The organism is Streptomyces sp. NPDC005017 (assembly GCF_042873115.1).
Taxonomy (GTDB): domain Bacteria; phylum Actinomycetota; class Actinomycetes; order Streptomycetales; family Streptomycetaceae; genus Streptomyces.
Map to the genome: position 1 here is coordinate 69,173 of NZ_JBIALD010000020.1, position 21,521 is coordinate 90,693.

Below are 21,521 nucleotides of genomic sequence, written 5' to 3' on the forward strand. Positions count from 1 at the left end.
TCCGGCCGCCTCCCTCACGAGCGTATGGGACGGGGATGTGAGGAGCGCGTATTGCCGGTCCTTTCCGGACCACTCGCCGGGCGGGTGCGCACGCGCGCTCCCCGTCGGCCGAGGGCGCCGCCCGCCTGAAGATCGTCAACTAGTAGGCTCGTCACGCAACACGACGCGAAGGGGATCATCGGTGGCGCGGGTTGCAGTGATGGGCGGGGGCATCAGCGGGCTGGGGACAGCGCTGATGCTCGGTCGAAGAGGTCACACGGTCACGTTGTTCGAACAGGACGCCCGGCAGCCCGGAGAGGACCTGGAAAGGGACTTCTTCGACTGGCACCGTCCCCGCGTCCCGCAGGCCGCCCAGCCCCACTCGCTGCTGGCACCCGTGCGCACCGTGCTGCGCGCCGAGGCTCCCGACGTCTACGCCGACCTGCTCGCACGAGGGGCCCGCGAGTACCACGAGTTCGACTGGTTCGACGAGCATCCGCCGCACCGGCCCGGCGACGAGGACCTGGTGACGGTGCGCACCCGGCGCATCGTGCTGGAGGCCGCCCTGGCCGCGGCGGCGCGGCACGAACCGAACGTCGAACTGCGCGGCGGCCGCCGGGTCGACGGCCTCGCGGTGCAGGAGGGCAGCCCCGCCCGGGTCACCGGAGTCAGGGTGGGGACGGACACGTATCCCGCGGACCTCGTCGTGGACGCGTCCGGCCGTCGTTCGCCGGTGCCCGGCTGGCTCACCGCGGCCGGCTGCCGTCCGCCCGTGGTCGACGGCGGACGCATCGGCATCGCCTATCTGTGCCGCTGGTACCGCCTGCGCGCCGACGGCCCGCGCGACCCCGGACGGGTGAAGACCGGCTCGTCCGTCCCGTTCGCCCTCGCGGGTGTCTTCCCGTCCGACAACGACTCGTTCGCCCTGCACCTGGTCCTCTCCACCGGCGATCCGACCCGCGCCGCGCTGACCGACCCGGCGGTGTTCGAGGCCGCCGCCCGCCGGTTCCCCGCGACCGCCGCCTGGCTCGGCCTGGACGCCGAACCGCGGTCCCCCGTCCTGGCGATGGCGGGTCTCGACAACCGCTGGACGGCCCTCGCCGACGACGCGGGACCGATCGTGACCGGCCTGGTCAACGCGGGGGACAGCCTCATCCACACCAACCCCACCTTCGGCCACGGCGTGGCCCTGGGCCTGCTCGCCGGCCAGTACCTCGCCGCCCACGCCGACCAGGTCGCCGCCGACCCGGCCGGGTACCACTCCTGGGCGGCACAGACGCTGCGTCCGTGGTTCGACGCCCAGGTGAAGTCCGACAGCGCCAGCGCCCGGCGCCTCGCCGACGGCTCACCCTCCACGGACCGCCGGGCCGCCGCACAGGCCGCCTGCGCCTTCGACGACCCCGTCGTCATGAGGGCCCGGGCCCAGGTACGCCACCTGCTGCGCCGGGCCGACGAGGCCTACGGCACCGAGGAGGTGGACCGGCACGTCACCGCCTGGCTGGACGCCCGTCCGGACTTCACTCCCCGGCAGGAGGGCCCGACGCGCGACCAGTGGGAGGCGCTGGTCTCGTGAGAGACCGCCGGGGCCGGGCCGGCTCGTGAGAGACCACCCGGGCCGGGCCGGCTCGTGAGAGACCCGCCCGGACCCGGCCCGCTCGTGGGAGACCCGCCCGGACCCGGCCTCGACCGGCCCGCGCCACGTCAGACGGGCTGGATGCGCGCGTGCAGGAGACAGAACTCGTTGCCCTCCGGGTCGGCCAGGACGTGCCAGCTCTCGGCACCGGTCTGGCCGACGTCGGCGGGCCTGGCGCCGAGCGCCAGCAGCCGCTCCAGCTCGGCGTCCTGACCGCGGTCGGTGGCGCTGACGTCGATGTGCAGCCGGAGCCCGGCCGGCCGCGGATCGCCGCTGGGACTGAGGACGAGGGTGGGCAGCGGGCCGCCGAAGCCGGTGCCGGGCGGCCCGATGTGGATGCTGCCGTCGTCCTCCCGCCCGCACTCCACGTACCCGAGGACCTCGCCCCAGAAAGCGGCGAGCCGCTCGGGGTCGACGCAGTCGATGACCAGCTCACTGATGCGACAAGCCATGCCCGGCACTGTACGGGCTGTCCGGTCGCCCGGGGAGCCGCGCACCGGGCCGCAGCCGAACGGCACCCGGCTGAGCGAGCGCTTGGTACCGCCCGCCCGGGTGCGCGGAGGGCCCCGCCGACCAGCGCCGGACCACCGGCCGGCCGACATGGGGTCGCGCCAGCGGTTGCCCGGCCGCGAAGGAATACGAGAGGCTGCGCAGTGGGGCACGGGCACCGTGACGGTGACCCGGGCGGGATCGGCGGAGACAGAGCGCGACGGAGGTGGCGTGGGCGTACCACAGCGGGGCGGCGGCGCGCCGGGCCCGGTCCAGCGGTTCCTCGAAGGGCACCGGGCATTGCGCGACGTACTGGCGCCGGTGACCGACGTACTGGCGGCGCGGCGTCGGCTGGCCTGGCTGAACGCCGCGGGACTGCGCATCGGCACCACGCTGGACCTGCGCCACACCGCCGAGGAACTGGCCGGCTTCGCGGTGCCCGAACTCGCGGACGGCTGCGCGGTGGACCTGCTGGAGTCCGTCCTGAGGTTCGAGGAGGGCGATCGCAGCAAGGGGCACGAGGCGCCGCTGCTGCGGGCCATGGCGGTGTCCCAGATCGCGGGCCTCGATCTCGCCCCCGATCCCGTCGGACAGCTGACCGTGCACACCCCGCAGCGCCTCGGCGCCCAGTGCCTGTTGTCCCGCACCCCGGTCCTGCGCAGCCGCATGACCCGGGCCGACTACGACTCCGTCGGGCCCAGCCCGCAGGCGGCCGACCTGATGCGCCGCGCCGGGGTGCACTCCTACATGGCCGTCCCGCTGATCGCCCGCGGGATGCTGCTCGGCATGGCCGACTTCATCCGGGCGGGCAGGCGCCCCTCGTTCACCCGCGCCGACCTGGCGCTGGCCACGGAACTCGCCTCCAAGGCGGCCGTCTACATCGACAACGCCCGCCTGTACGGCCGCGAGCGCATCCAGGTCGTCACCCTGCAGCGGACCCTGCTCCCCCGCAGCGCCCCTCGGACGCCCGGGCTCAACGTCTCCTCGTGCTACACCCCCACCCCCGACCCCGGCGGGGTGGGAGGCGACTGGTTCGACGTGGTGGCGCTGCCCAGCGGCCGCAGCGCGGTGATGGTGGGCGACGTCATGGGCCGCGGGCTGGCCGCCGCCGCGACCATGGGCCGCCTGCGCACGGTGGCGCGGACGCTGATGGCCCTCGACATCGCGCCCGAGCGCGTGCTCGCCCGCCTCGACCTCGCGGTGCGGGACCTGGAGGAGGACCAGGTCGCGACCTGTCTGTGCGCGGTGTACGACCCCTGGGACAACACCTTCCGCGTGGCCAGCGCCGGTCATCTGCCGCCCCTGGTGACCTCCCCGGACGGCACCGCGTCCTTCCTGGACATCCCGGTCGGGGCACCCCTCGGCACCGGAGTGATCCCGTACGACCCGATCGAGTGCGCCGTGCCCCCGGGCGGGCGGCTGATGCTCTACACGGACGGGCTCATCCGCTCCCGCACGGAGGACGTCGACGAACAACTGGCCGGCCTGCTGCGGACCACCCGCACCACCCTCCCCCAGGCGGCGGCCGTCTGTGACGCGGTCCGGGCCGACGCGGGCGGGGACCCCGCGGACGACGCCATCGTGCTCGTCGCCGACACCGTGGCGCTCGCCCCGGACAGCGATGTGTACGTGCACCAGCTGCCCCCCGACGGTTCGGCCGCGTCCCAGGCCCGGCGCACCGTGCGCGGCCTGCTGGCGAAGTGGGGGCTCCAGGATCTGCTCGACAGCGCCGAGCTGGTGGTGAGCGAGCTGGTGGGCAACGCCCTGCGCTACGGCCACGCCCCGGGCGAACTGCGACTGGTACGGCACGAGCGGCTGTCGGTGGAGGTGTCCGACACGGGCCCGGATCTGCCGCAGATCCAGCATGCCGACCTCAGCGACGAGGGGGGACGAGGGCTGCAGCTGATCAACATGCTGTGTCGGCGCTGGGGGGCCTGCCGCACGCCGTCGGGGAAGGTCGTCTGGGCGGAGCTGGATCTGCCGTCCTGACACCGGAGCCGGTGACGACGGAACCGGACCCGCCTTCCTGACGCGGGAGTCGGCGACGGTCGAGCCGAATCCACCACCCTGGCACGGGAGTCGGCAACGATTGAACTGAACCCGCCCTCCTGGCAAGGAAGTCGCCGCCCGAGCACGCCGGGATCCCCACGCCGAGTGCCACGCCCACGCCGGCCCGCGATGAAGTGAGCAACCGCGGGTATACGGAAGCCCCATGGCAGCAACCGGCAGGAACATCTCGCGTGAGGAGCCGAGAATGACCGACGACGCCTACCTCGTCCTGGTGAACGGCACGGGCTCGACGCTCGGCGTACCTCCCAGCGCCGTCGGCGACCTCGCCTGTATGGACACCCCCGCCGTACGGGCCTGGCTGCACGCCTTCGGCGTCACCGCGAACTCGCCCCAGCTGCGCCTGGTCCCCCCGGAGGCGACCTCGGCCGTTCCGGAGGACGCCGAGCGGCTCCCCGTCCCCCTCGGCGAGGAGGAACTGAGCCGCGTACGCCACCAGACCGCGCCGCGGGACCTAGCGCGGCTGGAGGACGAGCTGCTCGCCTACCGCTCCACCACGGACGGCCGTGACGCCCTGCTCACCCGCGCGCTGGCCGCCGGCGTACCGGCCCATCGCGTCGCGGAACTGACGGGCGAGGACCTGGCGGTCGTGGAGGCGGCGGCACGCTGACGCCGGAGTGCGGAGCAGGTACGGGGCGCCGGGCACGCCGCTGCCGGAGACGCCGGTGCCGGTACGGGGCGTCCGAGACGCCGGTGTCCGGCTGGGTTAGTCTCGACGCCACTGACGATCACTCAGGATCCGGGCCGGCCGCCACGCATCGTCCGACGGGAGACGCCGCAGCATGACCACGCCACCGACGACATCCGGAGCAGGGCGGTTCGACGGACCGTCATCGCCCGTCCGGATCGGCGCGCTCGTTCCGCTGAGCCGGCCCGGCTGGGTCGGGGCGGGCAGGCACCTGCTCGCCGGTCTCGAACTGGCCGTCCGTGAGGTCAACGACGGCGGCGGCATCTCCGGAAGGCCGCTGGAGCTGGTGGTGCGGGACACCGCCGCCGACCCGGAGAAGGCCGCGGCGGCCGTGGACGAGCTGGCGGGGCTGGGCGTCGCCGCCCTGGCCGGGGAGTACCACAGCGTCGTCGCGCGCGCGGCCGCCGCCCGGGCGGACGCGCTCGGTCTGCCGTACCTCTGCTCGTCGGCGGTGCTCGACGCGCTCGCCGAGCAGCCGACGCCATGGGTGGCGCGGCTGTGCCCGGCGCAGTCGCACGGCTGGCGGATCTACGCCGACTTCCTCCTCGGCGCGGGCCACCGCCGCGTCGCCGTGGCGACCCAGCCGAGTGTGTACTGGGCGTCCGGGGTGCGCGTCCTGCGGGAGCGCCTCGGCGCACAGGGCGGCGGTGTCGTCGAGCTCGAGACGGGCGCGCTGTCCCCCGAGGCGGTGTGCGACGAACTCGCCGACAGCGGTGCGACCGCCCTCCTGCTGCTGGTCGGGCACCCGGATCCGGCCGTGCCGGTCGTCCGGGCCGTCCGCGCCGACCAGCGCCTCACCGGCGTACTGATCGGTGCGCCGGCCGGGCAGCCGGAGTTCGCCGAGTGGGCGGAACTGCTGGGCGGCGACGGCGCGGCGATCCCGTTCCTGCGCTATCTGCCCGAGCGTCTCGACTCCCTCGGCACCCGGGTCGAGTCGGCGCTCCGCGAGCAACTCGCCGGGGAACCCTCCTTCGTCGCCTTCGAGGGCTACGACACGATCACCGTCCTAGCCGAGGTACTGCGGGCCCACGGCACGGACCGGGCCCGCATCGCCGAGGCCTGGCCGGGTGTGGCGGTCGAGGGCACCCGCGGGAAGATCCGGTTCTCCCGTGTTCCCGGCATCGACGTGTGGCAATGGGCCTGGCCACCGGTCCAGGTCGTCGACCGGGACCCGGCCGACCCGGGCCGCTTCCGGGTCCTGCGCACCGGCTGAACGCGTCCCGCCGAACTCCCCGGTACAGGCCACCCGCACGGGCGGGGGCCATACGTCCCGGGCCACCTGCTTGGGGCGTTGTCACCGGCATCTCGTAGGCTCCCGCTCATGAACGACGGGGAATCCGGCAGACGGGTCATCGACGGGCGCTTCGAACTGGAGGCGCGGCTCGGCGGCGGCGGTATGGGCATGGTGTGGCGGGCACGCGATCTGGTCCTGGACCGGGCCGTGGCGCTCAAGGAGGTACGGCCGCCCGATCCGGGCCTCGCCGAGTACGACCCGCAGGGCGCGGCGATGCTCCGGGCGCGCGTGCTGCGCGAGGCGCGGGCGCTGGCCCGGGTCGAGCACCCCAACGTGGTGACCATCCACCACGTGGTGGACGGCGGGGAGCACACGTACCCGTGGCTCGTCATGGAACTGGTCAACGGCGGTTCGCTGCAGGACCGTCTGGCGAAGGGGCCGCTGTCACCGGTCGAGGCCGCGCGGATCGGCCGTGAGGTGCTCTCCGCCCTGCGCGCCGCCCACGACGTCGGCATCCTCCACCGTGACGTGAAGCCCGCCAACGTCCTGATGCGGCTCGACCAGCGCCCCGTCCTCACCGACTTCGGCATCGCGGCCATCAGGGAGTCGACCGCCCTGACCGCGACCGGCTCCATCATCGGCACGCCCGACTACATGGCGCCCGAGCGCATCGCGGGCCAGGAGGGCGGACCGGGCTCCGACCTGTGGTCGCTGGCGATGATGCTGTACGTCGCCGTCGAGGGGCACCACCCGTTGCGCAGGGCGACCACCCTGGCGACGCTGGCGGCCCTGCTCAGCGAGGAGTTGCCGCCGCCCGTCCGGTCGGGGCCGCTGACCGGTTTCCTGAACGCCATGCTGGCCAAGGACCCGGCGGTCCGGCCGGACGCGGAGACCGCCGACCGCATGCTCGCGGAGGCGGCCGAGGGCCGGGGCTCGGCTTCGGGTACGCCTGGAGTCGCGCCGGGGACCACCTCGTACCCGCTGGCGCCGCCCGGCGCGCCGGCCCCGCCGTCGGCACCGGCCGGCTTCGGACCGCCGATCGGCTTCGGGCCGTCGACCCCGCACCCGGGTTTCCCGGGTCCGGCCGGACCGTCGACACCTCACCCCGGTTTCCCCGGTCCCGCCGGTACGCCGACGCCCTATCCGGCGGGCCCCACACGGCAGACACCCCAGCGCGGGAACGGCCGTGCCAGGGGCCGTGTCGCGATCGCCTCGTCCGTCGTCGGGACCGTGCTCGTGGGCGTGCTGGTGTGGACCCTCCTCCCGGACGGAGGCGAGAAGGACGGCGGCAAGGGCGCCCAGGGAGCCAGCTCGTCCTCGTCCTCGTCCACACCCGCGGCGAAGGACAAGGACGTCACTCCCACGGCGCCCTCGGCGTCCCGTTCGGCGTCGGCGTCCCAGGCCAATGCCGAGACCGACCTGCTCACGCCGGACGGCATCCGGACCGCGGTGAAGGAGATCAAGGAGGCGACCGGCACGGACCGCGCGGGCGACTTCACCGTCTATCCGGAATATGTGTCGGTGGAAGTCATGGTCAAGGGCAGCGACACCAAGTACGACAGCTACACCTACCGTCCCGGCCAGGGCGTGGAGAAGGGCATCATCAGCAGCACGATCTTCCCCGGCCACCTCCCCTTCAGCCTGGACGAATTCGACTGGGACGTCGTTCCGGCCCTGCTGAAGCGGGCCGAGAAGGATCTCAACGTCTCGCAGCCGACGCTGTCGTACATCATGGTCCGCCCCGCCGACGAGACCTTCGACACCCCACTGGGCCTGGCCGTCTATCGCACCGACGACCACACGTCCGGCTATCTGGAGGCCGACCTCAAGGGCAAGGTCACCAGAGTGATGCCGGCCGAGGACTGACCGGGGACGGTACGGCGGCTCCCGTTCGCGTGCGGGAGCCGCCGTCGGCGGGTGTCAGATGCGGAGCGTCCCGGGAAAGGCCCCGTGGCCGACGCCCGGGGCCGTGACGGCCAGCCAGCCGTGACCGCGTCGCACGGTGTCCGGGCCGACCGCGCCCGGGTCGACCGAGAGGTACGCGCAGGCGGAACGGGCCCCGGTGGTACCCGCGTTGGCCGGGGCCTCGTCGTACTCGGGGTCGAAGTCGGGGTCGTCGGCCGCGAGGGTCTCCCAGGGCAGCGGATCGCCCTCCCACTCGGGCTCGCCCTCGGCGACGTACTGACGGATCACCCGGCCCTTCTCGGCGACGAGCCACACGTCGGAGCCGCCGGCGTCGTCCAGGAAGAAGAACTGGGCGTGGCCGCAGTGGACGCTGAGCCGCTCGACCGTCTCGATCATGCCGTCCCAGGGGTCGCCGACGAGCAGGTCGAAGGAGCCGAAGATCAGCCGCCAGCCGTCCAGTTCGGGGGAGACGAAGGCCCGTCCCACCGTGAGGTCGGCACCGTCCTCGCCGGTCACCCTGATCTCCCGGCACTCCGTCGCCTCCACGCCCGCGGAGACCGTGACGGGCTGCGGGTCGTGCAGGCCCAGCGCCTCGAAGGCCCCCTCGTACGACGCGCCGGGCACGGCCATCCACCAGCCGCTGAGGGTCGAGTCCGGCAGTCTCGGGATCTCGCTGAGGATCTTCACCTGTATCAGCCGCCGGATCGCCGCGCGGTCGCGGTCGTCGAGCGCGTCGGCGCCGCCGCCCGCCACCAGCGCGGCCATCGCGCCCCGCCGGGTCCTCGGGGACTCGGCCGGGTCACGGCGCAGGGCGCGCAGCCGCGGACCGAACGCGTCGTGCATCTGGCGGGCGTAGTCCCTGCCCTTGAAGGGGACGAGCCGGCCGCTGCCGTAGACGTCGACCAGGGCCCGCAGTCCGGCCTCCGAGTCCACTCGCAGCCGCAGCAGCCCCTGGAAGCCGTCGTCCGACTTCCCGAAGTCAGGATCGGCGGCCAGCGCCGCGTACTGGCCGGCGGAGCGCTCGTCGAACACGTCCAGCAGTCGGCCTGCCAGCCAGTCCTTCAGTTCCTTGCGCCGCCAGGCCGCGAGCACGGCGTCGAAAGCTCTCGGCCCTATGTGCTTCAACGCCCTGATGCCCGGCTGAAGATCAGGGGTCCGCTGCACACCGGCCAGACTCCGCAGGAGTGTTGGCAGCACGCTGTCCGCCTGCTCCGTCAACTGGGCGGCGGCGGCCTCCTTGAGTGCTGGGTCGTCACTCGCCAGGTCGTCGAGAAGAGAAGTGATCCCCATGTGTCAGCACAGTAGCTCCCGCCACTGACATCACCGGCCGGCCCACTTCGGGCTCCGGGGCCCGCACCGCCCAGGGCTTCGTCACCCTTTCGGCGGCGCGTGTGCTCCCCGGTCTCCCGAGTCGCGCGCGGTCGGATGTGCCGTGACGATGAGATGCCAGATCATCGACCTGGGACGGCACCATGTCTGCAACCACGAACGGCGGCTCCGGAAAGACCCGGCGGCGGCTCGCGGTGACGAGCGCGCTCGGCTGCCTCGTCCTCACCCTGGGCCTCGTCGGATGCGACTCCGACAACGGCGACGACTCCGCGACCTCGCCGACGCCCGGCCTCACCCGCGCGCCCGACACCGCCTCCTTCTCCGGTACGCCACCGTCCGCGCTGGCCTCCAAGGCCTCCTCCGCCGTCGACTCGGCGCGCGCCTCCGCGTCGGCCGCCGCCTCGTCCGCGTCGGCGCGCGCCTCCGAGTTCGAGGCGTCGGTGAGCGCCGAGACGGCCCGTAGGAGCGCGGCGGCGCAGGAGGAGCTGAAGGGCGTCCAGGGCAGGGGCAACGCGCTGTCCGAGGTCGGGATGACCGGGCTGCCGACGACCGAGACCGGAGGACTGCTCGCCGTCGCGGTGACCATCACCAACAAGACGCGGAGCGAGGCCTCCTACGCCGTACAGGTCGACTTCAAGGACGCGGACGGCAAGGTGGTCGAGTCACGGTTCGTGGGCGCGGAGGACCTGGAGCCGGGGCAGCGCGAACAGGCGTTCGCGATCAGTCGTCAGCCTCTGGAGCCGAAGCTGACTCCCTATCTCGCCAAGGCGCAGCGCTACTGACCACGGAAACTTCCAGCCCGCTGCAACCAATCCGCGGTCCGGACAGGAACGGATTACACCCGGACATGTCCCGACCGCGGAGGCCTCGGTGAAGGAAGCAGTACATATCGGCGTGCACCCCCAGGCCGAACCGGATCTGGAGGAGCTCGTCGGACGTGTGGCACTGGGCGACGAGGACGCCTTCGCCCGTGTCTACGACGCGGTGGTGAGCCAGGTGCTGGGTGTCGCACGGGCCGTGCTGCGCGATCAGGCGCAGTCGGAGGAAGTGGCGCAGGAGGTGCTGGTGGAGGTCTGGCGGACCGCGCCCCGCTACCGGCCGGACCGCGGGACGGCCGTCAACTGGATCCTCACGCTGGCCCACCGCCGGGCGGTGGACCGGGTGCGCTCGGTGGACGCCGCGGCCGTCCGGGACCACAAGGCCGCCCTGCTCGACCGGATGCCCGAGTACGACCAGGTCGCCGAGCACGTGGAGGCGCGCCTGGAACGCGAACACGTACGGCGCTGTCTGCGCACCCTGACCGACATCCAGCACCAGGCCGTCACCCTGGCCTACTACCGGGGACTCACGTACCGCGAGGTGGCCGAGGCGCTGGCCCTGCCGCTGGGAACGGTGAAGACCCGGCTGCGGGACGGGCTCATCCGGATGCGCGACTGCCTGGGAGTGACCGCGTGACGACCACCGACCTGCACCGGCTGACCGGTGCCTACGCCCTGCACGCCCTGTCCGCCGAGGAGGACGAGCGGTTCCGGCGTCACCTCACGGGCTGCGAGCCGTGCGCCCAGGAGACGACCGAACTGTCCGCGACGGCCGTCCGGCTGGGTCTGGCCGTCGCCACCGCGCCCGCGCCCGGCATGCGTGAGGAGGTGCTGCGCCGGATCGCCACCGTCCGCCAGCAGACACCCGGCGGCCCCGACCCGGTCAGGGCCGCCCGGTCCGTGCGGCGGTCGCGGGCGCTGTCCCGGTGGGCGCTGGCCGCGTGTCTGGCGGCCGCCGCGACGCTCGGCGGGACGACCGTGTGGCAGCACCGGCAGGCGGAGGACGCCCGCGACCAGGCGCGCGACGCGACGCGTGCGGCGGACGAGATCGCCGGCGTGCTGTCCGCGCCGGACGCCAGGACGCGAGCCTCGCGGCTGGCCGACGGCGGCACCGGTGCGGTGGTGGTGTCCCGAGGGCAGGACCGGGCCGTGTTCGTCGCCTCGAGGATGGCCCGTCCGCCGGGCGGCAAGGTGTACCAGCTGTGGTTCGACGACGGGGGAACGATGCGGCCGGCCGGCCTGCTCGACCCCGCCCGCACCGACCAGACGGTCCTGATGCGCGGCGGGGTCGGCGACGCGTCGGGCATGGGCATCACCCTCGAACCCGACGGCGGCTCGCCCCGGCCCACGTCCGCCCCGCTGGCCCAGATGCCCTTCGCCGGCTGACGGGGCGGAGCGCCTCGCCCCCTGATCGGGCCGCCCACGCGCAGGGCGGCCCTCTCAGAGCACCGGGAACCCATTCGGCCCGTAGCACTGCTCCGGCAGGGGGTCGGGCACCTCGGCGGGGTCCAGGAGGTGCGCGACGAGCGTCGACGCGGTGCCGTGCCAGAAGTCCCGGCGGCGCAGCATCGCGTGGTCGCCGCCGCCGACGACGGCCATGCCCGCCCGCGCGGCGGTGCGCTGGGCGCGGCGCACGCAGTCGGCCGATTCGGCCGGCGAGGTGATCCGGTCGCGGTCGCCGTGCAGGGCGACGACATGGCGGCCCGCGACCTGTTCGACCGGCTCTCCCCGCGGCCACCACGGCGCCACGGCGACCACGCCGGACACCTGTGGGTGACCCGCGGCGCGCAGTGCGGCGCGGCCGCCCATGGAGTGGCCGAGGAGCACCGTGGGCACCGGGCCGACGTGTTCGGCGAGGTGGTCGAGCGCCCGCTCGGTGTCCCGGGCGGGGTCGGCGTGCGGGTCGTTCCAGCCGCGCAGCCGGTAGCGGACCTGGGCGACCAGGACGTCCCGCGCGGGCAGCGCGTCCGACAGGGCCCGTACGAAGAGGTCCATGCGCAGGGCCGCGAGCTGCCAGGGCCGGGCCGGGCGGGCGCTCACGGCCTGGCCGCCGTGCAGCACCAGCACGGCGGCCCGTGGCCGTGGCGGGCACGACCGGAGCAGCAGCGTGCGCGCGGGCGGTGGCGCGTCCGTCACCGCGGGCCGGCCTCCTTGGTGAACAGGTACTGCTGGACATCGAGGTATCCGGAGCGGAATCCGGCCTCGGAGTAGGCGAGGTAGAAGGTCCACAGCCGGCGGAAGACGTCGTCGAAGCCGAGGGCGGCGACGTCGTCGGAGCGCTCGGTGAACCGTTCGCGCCACAGGCGCAGTGTCTCGGCGTAGTGGGCGCCGAAGGCGTCGCGACGGGCCAGGCGCAGCCGTGTGTGGTCGCGGGCGGTCTCCTCCACGGCCCGGGTGGAGGGGAGGAAGCCGCCGGGGAAGACGTACTTGTGGATCCAGGTGAAGGTGTCGCGGGTGGCGAGCATCCGCTCGTGCGGCATGGTGATGGCCTGGAGCGCGGCCCGGCCGCCCGGGGCCAGCCGGGCGTCCAGGACACGGAAGTAGTCCGGCCAGAACTCCGCGCCGACCGCCTCGATCATCTCCACGCTGACGACGGCGTCGTACTCGCCGCGTGCCTCGCGGTAGTCGCGCAGCTCGACGGAGACCCGATCCGCGAGACCGGCGGCGCGCACCCGTTCCCGGGCGAGGGTCCGTTGCTCGTGGGAGAGGGTGAGCGAGGTGACCCGGGCGCCGCGGGCGGCGGCCCGCAGGGCGAGTTCGCCCCAGCCGGTGCCTATCTCGAGCAGCCGGGTGCCCTCGCCCACGTCGGCCAGGTCGAGCAGCCGGTCGATCTTGCGCCGCTGGGCGGCGGCGAGCAGGTCCCACTGCGCCGGGAAACCGCGGAAGACGGCCGAGGAATAGGTGAGGGTGTCGTCGAGGAACAGGGCGAACAGGTCGTAGTGGCGGCTGATGTTGGAGCGGGAGCCGTCGGGGGTGTTGCGTTCCTCGTGCGGACGGCGCGGCGCCCACAGGCCGCGCAGCCGTTGCAGCGGGGCCGGGATCAGCTCGGGGGCGTGCGCGGCGAGCACGGTGAGGGTGGCCACGAGGTCGGGGGCGTCCCACTCGCCCGCCATGTACGACTCGCCGAAGCCGACCAGTCCGGCGGTGCCGATCCGGGCGTGGAAGGCAGCCGGGTCGCGCACCTCCAGCAGCGGGCCGCCCAGTCCGACGGCGTCCGCCCCGGCGTAGCGGGCGTGCAGCGGCAGCCGGGCCAGGGCCCGGCGCACCAGCCGCCCGGTCACCGCGGCACGGGGCCGTGAGCACGCGGGTACGGCGGTGACGTCGGGCCAGAGGGCCGGTCCGGCGGCCTGTCCTTCGGACCCGCCGTCCGCGTCGGGGGTCGTCGGGGCCTGTGCGATGGTCATATGGCCTTCTTCGGGGTGTGATGCGCGGGCCGGGGCTGTACGGGGAGTCCCCGCAGGAACAGACGGATGCCGTGGACGCGGATGGCGGCGGACACGGCGAGGGTGGACCAGGGGTGGCGCACGGCGAGCCGCAGCACGGTGGCGGTGTCGGCCTCCCGCCGGATGCCGCGCACGGTCGCCGTGAAGGCCCGGCCGCCCTGCCGGTCCAGGTGCACGGTGAGATCGAGCCGCTCCCCCGGCGTGGGCAGCCGCATCCGGTAGCGGCCGTCCACGGGGAAGAAGGGCGACACGTAGAACTCCTTGCCCACGTGGTGGGCGTCGTCGTGCCGCGGCTCCCGGGGTCCGGTCGTCCGGTGCGGGCGCAGCAGGTAGCAGTGCCGTCCGCCGTAGGTGTTGTGCACCTCCGCCACGACGCAGCGCAGTTCGCCGCCGGGTCCGTGGCACCAGTAAAGGGTGAGCGGGTTGAAGACGTACCCGAACACCCGGGCGTGGGTGAGCATGAGCACCCGGCCGCCGTCCAGGCGCAGTCCGTGCCCGGCGAGGAACGCCTCCAGCCCGGCCCGGATCGAGGGCTGCTCGCCGGTGAAGTGGTCGCGCGGGTCGAACCGGGCCAGGGACCGCAGCGGCCTCGGGAGCCGGGGCGGCCGGTCGAGGTCGACGAGCCACAGGTAGGTGCGGTGGCGCAGCGCGTGGCGGCGGGGCGCGGTGCGCACATGGGCGATCGTGGACTCGTACAGTGCGGGGACGGTGTTCACCAGCGCGCTCCCAGGGCCGCGGCGGCCCGCACACCGGAGCGGCAGCCGTCCTCGTGGAAGCCCCAGCCGTGGTAGGCGCCGGCGAACGCGCAGACCTGGCTGTCCAGTTCGGGCAGCCGGCGCTGCGCGGCCACCGACTCCGGTGTGAAGACGGGGTGTTCGTAGACCATGCGGGCCAGCACCCGGTCCGGGTCGACCCGGTCCTCGCCGCCCAGGGTGACCACGAACCTCTCGGTGGCGTCCAGGCGTTGCAGCCGGTTCATGTCGTAGCTGACCCGCACCCGGTCGGCGCCCGCCTCGCAGGAGGGCATCAGGTAGTTCCAGGAGGCCCGGGCGCCGCGGGAGCGGGGCAGCAGCCGGGAGTCGGTGTGCAGGAGGGTGGTGTTGCGGGAGCAGCGGAACGCGCCCAGCACCTCGCGCTCCGGCCGGGTCGGGTCGGCCAGCAGCCGCAGTGCCTGGTCCGGGTGGGTCGCGACCACCACGGCGTCGTGGGAGGTGGTGACGCCGTCCTCGCCGGTCACCTCGACGCCGTCGGCGTGGCGGCGTATCGCGCGTACGGGTGTTCCGGTGCGGATCTCGCCGATGTGCTTCGCGATCCGGTCGACGTAGGTGCGGGAACCGCCGGTCACCGTGCGCCACGTCGGCGAGCCGCTCACCGAGAGCATCCCGTGATGGGAGAGGAAGCGGAACAGATGGGCGGCGGGGTAGCACAGCGCGGTGGCGGCGTCGCAGGACCAGACGGCCGACACCACGGGCGTCATGAAATGGGTCCTGAAGTACGCGGAGAAGCCCTCCCGGTCCAGGAACTCCCCCAGGGTCAGAGTCTGTTCGCCGTCCCTGGCCAGCTGCCGCCGGGCCGCCCGGTGGAAGGCGGGCACCTCGGTGAGCAGTCGCAGATAGGGGCCGCGCAGAAGGTTGCGGGGCCGGGCGAAGAGCCCGGACGGGCCGCGCGCCCCCGCGTACTCGAGCCCGCACCCCTCGCACCGCACCGACATGCTCATCTCCGACTCCCGCGTGGGCACGCCGAGTTCCTCGAACAGCCGCAGCAGATACGGGTAGGTGCGCCGGTTGTGCACGATGAAGCCGGAGTCGACGCGATGCACCCGGCCGTCGTGGGCCGAGGTCAGTTCATGGGTGTGCGCGTGGCCGCCGAGCCGGTCGTCGGCCTCGTACAACGTGACGTGATCGTGCAGGCCCAGGATGTACGCGGCGGTCAGCCCCGCCACTCCGGACCCCACCACGGCCACCCGCCTGACCTGGGGTGTTGTGTGCTCCGGGCTGTCCGGGACACCGCCCGAGCTCCGTACCATCGTCTTCTCTCCCGCCCTCGGCCATCAGGGATTTCGCGGTAATCCGGAGCCGGAGCGGTGGCGGATTGGTCCGCCGGCGCGTCGGTTCGCCGCGTCTCCGGTCGGGGGGCGGAGGCCGTGCGGGACTCTGATGTGAAGCGGCCCGCGGGTCCCGGGCGGGAGAGGGCGGAGGCCGTGCGGGATTCTGGTGTGAAGCGGCCCGCGGGAGGAGTCCCGCGGGCCGTGTGCAGTGCTGTGTGGCGTCACCGGTGGTGGCACTCCCAGTGCCCCTTCACCCAGTAGTGGTGCCAGTGGGCGGGGACGAAGACCCACTTGTAGTGGCGCTCGTGGTCCCAGTAGCCCTTGTGCCACTTGCCGTGGTGGTCGTAGTGGCCCTTGTGCCAGGTCTTCGTGTAGTAGACCTTCTTCTCCCAGTGGGCCTTGACCCACTTCTTGGCCCAGTGGCCCTTCTGCCACTCGCAGCGGTCGTGGCGGTCGGGGCGGTCGTGGGTCGGCGCCGCGGCCGGGGCCGTGGTCGTCGGAGCCGCCGCGGCCGTGCCGGACAGACCGAGGGCCGTGCCTCCGGCCAGCAGTCCGGTGGCGGCGGCGCCGGCCACCAGACGGCGGACCCGCAGGGAAACAGCCATTGAGGCTCACCTCTTCCGAGCTCGAGAACCGTGACGCAAGGGATTCGAGGCACGGGGAGCCGCGTATGAGTCGCGGGTGAAGTTTTTTGCGGTGGAGGGAGAACGGGGGCCGCGGCGGGCGGGAGGGCAGGAGGCGGCGGGCGAGAAAGGCGGGGCCGTCGGCAATCCGGGGCGGCCGCGGTCTCGAATCCCTGACAGAGCAGTGCCACCCCTCTTCGTCCAGGACCGGTCATGACCACCACCGACCTCCCCCCGTTCCGCGGCAGCGGTGCCGGTCACCGCGTCGCGCTGGCCCGCAGCCGCCACGCTCCGGCCGTGGCGCGCCGGGTGGCGGGCCGCTGGCTCGCCGTCCACGGCGTGCCGAACGGCCCCGCCTCCGACGCGCTGCTCATCGTCTCCGAGCTGGTCACCAACGCCCTGCGGCACACGAGTGGCCGCTGCGCCCTCGCCCTCACCGCGCACGGCACCGTGGTGGACATCGCCGTCGCCGACACCAGCCCGCGCGACCCCCGCATACGGGAGGTCACTGACGCGGACGCGACCGGTGGCCGTGGTCTGGCCCTGGTGTGCGCGACCGGGGCCAGGATCACCGTCGCGCACACCGCGTCGGGCAAGACCGTGCACGCCCTGCTCGACCTCGGGCAGGGAACACGGCGATCGTGGGGTGATCCCGGTGGGCCGGACGACCCCGCCCGGCTGCGCACTCGGCTCCAGGGGTGCAGGATCGCTCGGGGAGAGCACGTCGACGGAACGTGAGTGACATGCCCGGTACCGCCTACGAGGAAGAACCCGAGCCGACCGCCGCCGAGGACGACCAGAGCGTGGAGGCCCTGCTGGCCAGGGTCGCGGACGGCGACAAGGGCGCGTTCGCGGGTGTCTACCGGGCGATGGCGCGTCCGGTCATGGGACTGACCTGCCGGATCCTGCACGACCCGGCGCAGGCGGAGGAGGTCACGCAGGACGTGATGGTCGAGGTCTGGCGCACGGCGGGCCGCTACCGGCGGGACCGGGGAAGCGCCAAGGGGTGGGTGCTGACCCTGGCCCATCGCCGGGCCGTGGACCGGGTCCGCCATGCGGAGGCGTCGGTACGGCGTGAGCGCCGGGCCGGGGCGGTCGTGGCGGGCCGGGAGCACGACGAGGTCGCCGAGGCCGTCGAGGACGACGACGAGCGCCGACGGGCCAGGGAGTGCCTGGAACGGCTCTCCCGCATGTACCGCGTCCCCCTCGTGCTGGCCTACTACCAGGGGCTGACCTACGTCGAGGTGGCGGCCACGCTGTCCGCTCCGGCCGGTACCGTGAAGTCCCGGATGCGCACCGGACTGCGCCTGCTGCGCGACTGTCTGGAGGCCCGCGCATGACGACCGAGGACGATCCGCACCTGGCCGCCGGGGCCTACGTCCTGCACGCTCTGCCCCCGGACGAGGAAACCGCCTTCGAACGGCATCTGGAGACCTGTCCGGACTGCCGGCGCGAGGTCGCCGAGCTCTCCGAGACGGCGGCCGGGCTCGCGCTCATCGGCAGCGAGCCGACGCCCGTGCCGGACCGTCTCCTCGACAACCTGCTGCGTGAGATCGACCGCACCCCGCAGGACCGTCCCCCGCCCGCCGCCCGGCCGCCCGCCCGGCGACGCGGGCGCGTGCTGTCCTGGGCACTGGCCGCCAGCGTCGCCGCCGCCGCGGCGCTCGGCGGCGTCGCGGTCTGGCAGTACGACCGGGCCGAGGACGCCCGGGCCCGGACCGCGGCGCTCCAGAGCACGAGGCAGGCCCTGACCGAGGTGCTGACCGCGCCGGACGCCACGGTGCACACCGCGGAACTGACCGGAGGCGCCTCCGCCGCCGTCGTCGTCTCCCGCACCGCCGACCGGGCCGCCTTCGCCGCCGCGGGACTCCCGGCGCTCGACGACGGCAAGGTGTACGAGCTGTGGTACGCCGCCCCGTCGGGCAGCCTGCGCCCGGCCGGTCTCCTGCCCGGTACCGGGGACCGCTCGGCCCGGGTCCTGGCCGGGCCTCTCGGCGAGGCGGTCGCCGTCGGCATCACCGTCGAACCGTCCGGCGGATCGGCCCAGCCCACCTCGGAGCCGCTCGGGCTCATCGAGGTCGGTGCGTGAGGTGCGCGCCGACGGGACCCGGCGACGCGTGCCGGGCCCCGTCGTCCGCGCGGGTCAGCCGGTCAGGGCGAACCGCTGCGCGTTCGAGCTGGTGCAGGGCTGCTGGGAGAGCCGGGCCCCGTCGGCGGTCGAGCCGTTGTCCACCGTGAGGCACTTGCCGCTGTGGCGGGCGACGAAGCGGTACTGGCCGCCCGTGCCGACGGCCTCGGGACGCCACTGCTGGTTGGTGCCGCCCACATAGCTCCACAGGTGGACCCGGGTGCCGTCGGCGGTGGCACCCGGACCGCCGTCGACGTCCCACACCTTGGTGTTGAACTGGTTGACGGCCTGGTAGTAGCCGTTGCCCGTCGGACGGAACTGCCACCGCTGGTTGGTGCCGGTGCCGCAGGACCACTGCTGCAGCGCGGTGCCGTCACCGGTGCCCCAGTCGGCGGCGTCCAGGCAGGCGTTGCCGCCCGCGTTGACGACGCGGTACCAGGCGGCGGAGTCGATGGGACCGCCCGGCTCGTCACCGCCGCCGGTCCAGACGACGGTCGCCACGGCGCCCGCCGGGAGGGTGTAGGCGAGGGTCCTGCCGCCCTCGGTCAGCGAGAACCGCTGGGCGCCGGAAGCGGTGTTGACCACGTAGGCGGCGAAGGAGCCGTCGGGATTCTGGAAGGTGACGTTCTGCACGCCGCCGGCGCCCTGGCTGGTGGAACCGACCCGGGTGGCGCCGGGCTTGATGAACTTGGTGACGTGGCCGAGCACGTAGTACTCGGCGTTACGGGTGACGTTGCCGTTCGCGATCTCGACGACACCGTTGCACCGATTGGTGCAGTGGCCCTGGTGAGGGCCGCCGTTCTGGTCCAGGGCGAGGTTCCAGTTGACGACCGTCTCGCCGCCGTTGCGCATGTTCTGCACGACGAGGTTCTCCGCGTGCCACCGGAGCGTGTCGCCGAAGGTGGCGGCCGTGTCGGCACTGTCGGTGCCGGAGCACTCGGTGAAGAAGACCCGCTTGCCCGCGTTGACGACCTGCTGCTGCGCCGAGGGCGCTCCGCCGTAGCAGTGGAACGCCGCGCCGATCACCCGCGGGATGTTCGGGACGGCGTCGAAGACCTCCAGCGGATAGTTGGGGTGGTCCCAGTTGTGGTCGTAGGCGAGGACGTTGGTGGGCAGCCCGTTCGCGGTCAGGGTCTGGTCGAGCACCTTGAGGAAGGCGGCCTGCTCGCCCGAGGTCATCGACATCGACGGGTAACTGGTCGCGAACTCGGGCTCGTTCTGGACGGTGAGGTCGGTGAGGGTGATGCCCTGCTGTCCGTAGGCCTTGATCGCCTTGACCAGGTAGTCGGCGTAGGCCTGGTGCTGGTCGGTCCTGAGGCCGCCGCCGTTCAGGGAGTTGCCGGTCTTCATCCAGGCGGGCGGTGACCAGGGCGAACCCATGAAGCGGATCGAGGAGTTGAGGGCGGTCGCCTGCTTGACGACGGGGATGATCTCCTGCTGGTCGCGGGAGATGGAGAACGAACCCCTGGTGTCCTCGTAGGTGTAGAAGCCGCCGGAGTTGAAGTCGGTGCTGCCCAGCGGCTGACGCAGGTAGTTCAGCCCGATGCCCTCGGTGGTGGAGAACAGGGACTTCATCAGGTCGGCGCGGCGGTCCGCGGGCAGGCTCTGGACGAGGTGGGCGGACGCCTCGGTGACGGAGGCGCCGGCGCCGGTGAACCTCTGGCCCCTGCTGCCCGCGTCGACCCGGATGTCGATGGGCTGGACCGTGCTGTTGAAGGTCACGGTCTCGGCGCTGAGCTTCCTGGCTCCGTCCGGGGTGGTGACCCAGACCCGGGCCGTGGGGTCGGCGGCCTGGGCGGACGTGGTGCCGGCGGCGAGTCCGGCGACGGCGAGGACGAGGGCGGCGCCCGCGGCGCGGGCCCGGATCGTCGTTCTGGTGGACACGGTGCGGCTCTCCTTCGGTGGGGTGACCTGATGCGAGGAGGTGGTGCACCCGGACCGCGGCGGGGCGGGCACGGGCGTGCTCGCGCGGCGTTCCGGAGACGTGGAGGGGTGTTCGGCTGCTTCGGACCCGGCACCAGGCACTGCTGCGGACCCGGCACGGCGACGCTTGAGGCCCGTCGTGGCGACTGTTTCGGACCCGGCACGGCGGCGCTTCAGGCCCGCTGAGGCGACCACTTCAGGCCTGTCGTGGCGATGCCCGCGATGAAGTGGCGCTGGAAGAGAAGGAAGACGACGAGTACGGGGATCAGGGCGACGGCCGCTCCGGCGAGCAGGCGGCCCAGTTGCGCTCGTCCGGCGGTTCCGGCCGGGCCGGGGAGGCGGAGACTGCGGGCGACAGGACGGGCAGGGGAATCCTTTCGAGCCGTATCGGCGGCATGTCGTCGTGATGACGGCCACATGAAAGCACACCTGCTAAGTACTTAGTAAGTGACAGGGGTCACACTTGCTGAGTAGTTGGTAAGCGGCTTGGATCACACCTCGCCGACGGGTCCCGGAAGTCGATCAACGGGGATTGGGGGAGGTTTATGCTGTCGCAGGTGAGTAACCACCCGGTAGGCAGAACGGCCCGCAGGGGCGGGCCCCGCACACCTCGCAGCGCGGAGGCCAAGCAGCGGCAGCAGGACATCCTGGGCATCGCGATGGACACGTTCGCCGCCCGTGGCTACAACAACGCCTCGCTCCAGGAGATCGCCGACCGCGCCGGACTCACCCAGGCAGGCGTCCTGCACTACTTCCGCACCAAGGCCCAGCTCCTCACCAGCGTCCTCGAACTGCGCGACCACAGCGACATCGAGCAGCTCGGCCCCGTCCGACCGCACGGGCTGGAGTTCCTGCACCACCTCGTGGACACCGCCCGCCGCAACGCGGAGCGCGAGGGCATCGTGCGGCTCTACGCCGTGCTGTCGGCCGAGTCCGTCACCGACGACCACCCCGCGCAGTCCTACTTCCGCGACCGCTACACCGGACTGCGGGCCTTCGTCGCCGACGCGCTGCGCGAGGCCGCGGGACTGCCCGAGGACGACGCCCGCGTGGAGCCCGCCGCCAACGCGGTCATCGCCGTCATGGACGGCCTCCAGGTCCAGTGGCTCCTGGCGCCCGGCTCCGTCGACATGGCGGTGTCGACGGACCTCGTCGTGTCCTCCCTCCTCAGCACGCTCGCACCCGACCGGTTCCCCGTCGCCCGGTGACGAGCAG

21 protein-coding genes are annotated in these 21,521 nt (G+C 73.4%); 13 read left to right on the forward strand and 8 right to left on the reverse strand.

Features of this window, described 5'->3' with window-relative positions:
• Positions 1-181: 181 nt before the first annotated feature.
• Positions 182-1,552: an FAD-dependent oxidoreductase gene (locus ACFYR0_RS26985; protein WP_389333246.1), complete on the forward strand. Its 1,371-nt coding sequence runs from the start codon at positions 182-184 to the stop codon at positions 1,550-1,552.
• Between the two features lie 128 nt (positions 1,553-1,680).
• On the opposite strand, the gene ACFYR0_RS26990 is transcribed toward ACFYR0_RS26985, so the two are convergent.
• Positions 1,681-2,064, reverse strand: coding sequence for a VOC family protein (locus ACFYR0_RS26990; RefSeq protein ID WP_389333249.1), 384 nt, complete (start codon positions 2,062-2,064; stop codon positions 1,681-1,683).
• Positions 2,065-2,332: 268 nt separating this feature from the next.
• Between ACFYR0_RS26990 and ACFYR0_RS26995 the strand changes: the two genes are divergently transcribed.
• The 4 genes from ACFYR0_RS26995 to ACFYR0_RS27010 all read left to right on the forward strand — a co-directional run bounded on the left by ACFYR0_RS26995 (position 2,333) and on the right by ACFYR0_RS27010 (position 7,956).
• Complete coding sequence (locus ACFYR0_RS26995) at positions 2,333-4,090, forward strand: SpoIIE family protein phosphatase (RefSeq protein WP_389333252.1); 1,758 nt, start codon at positions 2,333-2,335, stop codon at positions 4,088-4,090.
• A 265-nt stretch (positions 4,091-4,355) separates the two neighbouring features.
• Entirely contained in the window at positions 4,356-4,778 is a 423-nt protein-coding gene (locus tag ACFYR0_RS27000; protein WP_389333255.1) for a DUF6003 family protein, read from the forward strand.
• A gap of 172 nt (positions 4,779-4,950) precedes the next feature.
• Positions 4,951-6,069, forward strand: a complete 1,119-nt coding sequence (locus ACFYR0_RS27005; RefSeq protein ID WP_389333258.1) for an ABC transporter substrate-binding protein — start codon at positions 4,951-4,953, stop codon at positions 6,067-6,069.
• A gap of 108 nt (positions 6,070-6,177) precedes the next feature.
• A complete protein-coding gene (locus tag ACFYR0_RS27010; protein ID WP_389333261.1) occupies positions 6,178-7,956 on the forward strand; it encodes a serine/threonine-protein kinase in 1,779 nt (592 codons plus the stop codon).
• Positions 7,957-8,010: 54 nt separating this feature from the next.
• Here the strand turns inward: ACFYR0_RS27010 and ACFYR0_RS27015 are convergent, their stop codons facing one another.
• Positions 8,011-9,285, reverse strand: coding sequence for a hypothetical protein (locus ACFYR0_RS27015; RefSeq protein WP_389333264.1), 1,275 nt, complete (start codon positions 9,283-9,285; stop codon positions 8,011-8,013).
• Positions 9,286-9,467: 182 nt separating this feature from the next.
• Between ACFYR0_RS27015 and ACFYR0_RS27020 the strand changes: the two genes are divergently transcribed.
• From ACFYR0_RS27020 to ACFYR0_RS27030, 3 genes are all read left to right on the forward strand, one after another.
• Positions 9,468-10,106 carry a hypothetical protein gene (locus ACFYR0_RS27020; RefSeq protein ID WP_389333267.1) on the forward strand — a complete coding sequence of 213 codons (639 nt, stop codon included), beginning with the start codon at positions 9,468-9,470 and terminating at the stop codon, positions 10,104-10,106.
• A gap of 88 nt (positions 10,107-10,194) precedes the next feature.
• Positions 10,195-10,779 carry a sigma-70 family RNA polymerase sigma factor gene (locus ACFYR0_RS27025; RefSeq protein ID WP_389333270.1) on the forward strand — a complete coding sequence of 195 codons (585 nt, stop codon included), beginning with the start codon at positions 10,195-10,197 and terminating at the stop codon, positions 10,777-10,779.
• On the forward strand, positions 10,776-11,528 hold the full coding sequence (locus ACFYR0_RS27030) for an anti-sigma factor domain-containing protein (protein ID WP_389333273.1): 753 nt from the start codon (positions 10,776-10,778) through the stop codon (positions 11,526-11,528). Before ACFYR0_RS27025 ends, ACFYR0_RS27030 begins: the two co-directional genes overlap by 4 nt.
• A 54-nt stretch (positions 11,529-11,582) precedes the next feature.
• On the opposite strand, the gene ACFYR0_RS27035 is transcribed toward ACFYR0_RS27030, so the two are convergent.
• From ACFYR0_RS27035 to ACFYR0_RS27055, 5 genes are all read right to left on the reverse strand, one after another.
• On the reverse strand, positions 11,583-12,278 hold the full coding sequence (locus tag ACFYR0_RS27035; protein WP_389333276.1) for an alpha/beta fold hydrolase: 696 nt from the start codon (positions 12,276-12,278) through the stop codon (positions 11,583-11,585).
• Positions 12,275-13,546, reverse strand: a complete 1,272-nt coding sequence (locus ACFYR0_RS27040) for a class I SAM-dependent methyltransferase (RefSeq protein ID WP_389333279.1) — start codon at positions 13,544-13,546, stop codon at positions 12,275-12,277. Before ACFYR0_RS27040 ends, ACFYR0_RS27035 begins: the two co-directional genes overlap by 4 nt.
• Positions 13,543-14,301, reverse strand: a complete 759-nt coding sequence (locus ACFYR0_RS27045; RefSeq protein ID WP_389333282.1) for a DUF1365 domain-containing protein — start codon at positions 14,299-14,301, stop codon at positions 13,543-13,545. Before ACFYR0_RS27045 ends, ACFYR0_RS27040 begins: the two co-directional genes overlap by 4 nt.
• On the reverse strand, positions 14,298-15,611 hold the full coding sequence (locus tag ACFYR0_RS27050; protein ID WP_389333285.1) for an NAD(P)/FAD-dependent oxidoreductase: 1,314 nt from the start codon (positions 15,609-15,611) through the stop codon (positions 14,298-14,300). Before ACFYR0_RS27050 ends, ACFYR0_RS27045 begins: the two co-directional genes overlap by 4 nt.
• Before the next feature lie 242 nt (positions 15,612-15,853).
• Positions 15,854-16,237, reverse strand: coding sequence for a hypothetical protein (locus tag ACFYR0_RS27055; protein WP_389333288.1), 384 nt, complete (start codon positions 16,235-16,237; stop codon positions 15,854-15,856).
• Between the two features lie 231 nt (positions 16,238-16,468).
• On the opposite strand from ACFYR0_RS27055, the gene ACFYR0_RS27060 reads away from it, so the two are divergent.
• From ACFYR0_RS27060 to ACFYR0_RS27070, 3 genes are read left to right on the forward strand one after another with little or no spacing between them, the layout of a single operon-like run.
• On the forward strand, positions 16,469-16,993 hold the full coding sequence (locus ACFYR0_RS27060; protein ID WP_389333291.1) for an ATP-binding protein: 525 nt from the start codon (positions 16,469-16,471) through the stop codon (positions 16,991-16,993).
• Between the two features lie 5 nt (positions 16,994-16,998).
• Complete coding sequence (gene sigK, locus ACFYR0_RS27065) at positions 16,999-17,595, forward strand: ECF RNA polymerase sigma factor SigK (RefSeq protein ID WP_389333294.1); 597 nt, start codon at positions 16,999-17,001, stop codon at positions 17,593-17,595.
• Entirely contained in the window at positions 17,592-18,344 is a 753-nt protein-coding gene (locus ACFYR0_RS27070) for an anti-sigma factor domain-containing protein (RefSeq protein WP_389333296.1), read from the forward strand. Before sigK ends, ACFYR0_RS27070 begins: the two co-directional genes overlap by 4 nt.
• A gap of 54 nt (positions 18,345-18,398) precedes the next feature.
• On the opposite strand, the gene ACFYR0_RS27075 is transcribed toward ACFYR0_RS27070, so the two are convergent.
• Positions 18,399-20,267 carry an RICIN domain-containing protein gene (locus ACFYR0_RS27075; protein WP_389333299.1) on the reverse strand — a complete coding sequence of 623 codons (1,869 nt, stop codon included), beginning with the start codon at positions 20,265-20,267 and terminating at the stop codon, positions 18,399-18,401.
• A gap of 266 nt (positions 20,268-20,533) precedes the next feature.
• Between ACFYR0_RS27075 and ACFYR0_RS27080 the strand changes: the two genes are divergently transcribed.
• Together ACFYR0_RS27080 and ACFYR0_RS27085 are read left to right on the forward strand one after the other, a co-directional pair.
• Positions 20,534-20,713 carry a hypothetical protein gene (locus ACFYR0_RS27080; protein WP_389333302.1) on the forward strand — a complete coding sequence of 60 codons (180 nt, stop codon included), beginning with the start codon at positions 20,534-20,536 and terminating at the stop codon, positions 20,711-20,713.
• Between the two features lie 150 nt (positions 20,714-20,863).
• On the forward strand, positions 20,864-21,514 hold the full coding sequence (locus ACFYR0_RS27085; protein ID WP_389333305.1) for a TetR/AcrR family transcriptional regulator: 651 nt from the start codon (positions 20,864-20,866) through the stop codon (positions 21,512-21,514).
• The last annotated feature ends 7 nt before the right edge of the window (positions 21,515-21,521 follow it).